Annotated in this window: 1 protein-coding gene; it reads right to left on the bottom strand. The window is 37.0% G+C overall.

What is annotated here, in order from left to right:
* Positions 1-37: 37 nt before the first annotated feature.
* Positions 38-1,264 (bottom strand): IS256 family transposase, encoded by a 1,227-nt coding sequence (locus ACSSWA_RS14870; protein ID WP_437357435.1) that lies wholly within the window; start codon positions 1,262-1,264, stop codon positions 38-40.
* Positions 1,265-1,413 lie beyond the last annotated feature (149 nt).

The raw sequence follows: 1,413 nt of genomic DNA, 5'->3' as shown, positions 1-1,413 counted from the left end.
GAGTCTGTAAAATAATTTGTGTAAATGGAATTTTAGGTTAAAGAACATCTTTCAATTGATCCTCAAAAATAACAGATAAATGAGAAATAACAACTGCCCAGTTTTGTATTTGTACAGTCCATTTTTTAGATAAATCTCTATAAGCTAAGAACAACATTTTTTTAAGGGCGTCGTCATTAGGGAAAATACTCCTGGTCTTGGTAACCTTTCTGAACTGCCGATGCACTGCCTCAACAGCATTGGTAGTGTAAATGATTTTACGTATTTCATCGGGGTATTTGAAAAAAGTAGAAGCATGAGTCCAGTTATTACGCCAAGTTTTAATAGCAAGCGAGTATTTTTTGCCCCAAGATTCTTCGAGCTTATCAAGGGCTATGAGAGCGGCTTCCTCTGTTGGGGCAGAGTAAACTTTACGCAACTCTTGCATAAATTGTTTTTGGTCTTTACTTGCAATATATTTTAAGGTGTTTCTTATTAAGTGAATTATACACTGCTGGATTTCAGTATTTGGGAATACAGTATTAATCGCTTCTGGAAAGCCTTTGAGTCCATCGACACAAGCAATGAGGATTTTTTCTAACCCACGATTTTTAAGCTCGGTTAAAACCGTAAGCCAAAAATTGGCTCCTTCGGCTTCGCTGACCCACAGACCGAGTAAATCCTTTCTACCGTCCATATTGAGCGATAAACATGTATAAGCAGCTTTATTTATTACTTTTCCTTCGCTTGTTACTTTATAGTGGATGGCATCGAAAAATACTATTGGGTATATACTTTCTACCGGGCGATTGTGCCATTCTTTTGCTAAGTCGATGATTTTATCAGTAATCTGAGAGATAAGCGATGCGCTTATATCAAGTCCGTATAATTCTTGAAGATGTGATTGAATATCTCGGGTTGTCATTCCCTTAGCATACATTGAAATTATTTTATCTTCGATTGCTCCAAGCGTTCGTTCATATTTCTTGACAATTATAGGGTCAAATGTGCCATTACGATCTCGTGGAACGGCAATATCTATTTCGCCATTGTCATTCCTCAAAGTTTTATAAGTTTTACCATTTCGGTTATTGCCGCTGTTTCTGCCTGCAGGCGAATATCTCTCGTATCCGAGATGTTCTGTGAGTTCTTCTTGGAGCATTGTCTCGAGAGTTTTTGAAATGAGTTTTTTGATGGCTCCGTTTTTTCCCATCAAATCATCATAGGTTTTGGCTTTTGACAGATCAGACTTTAATTGTTTGATTATCTCTTCGGTAAGTTCCATGGTATATCCTTTCTTTGGTTAATGAATTTGTTAATTATATGGAATATTGTCAAGTTATTTCCACGAGGCTAAGCTTCGTTCCGTTACACTCCACTCCGCTTAGCCTCAAGCTATTCATTAACCATTTACACAAAATTATTTACACACCC

It is taken from the genome of Melioribacter sp. Ez-97, assembly GCF_051488665.1.
GTDB lineage: Bacteria > Bacteroidota > Ignavibacteria > Ignavibacteriales > Melioribacteraceae > Melioribacter.
The sequence above is the reverse complement of the archived record's forward strand: the minus strand, read 5'-3'. Positions and strand labels throughout refer to the sequence as shown.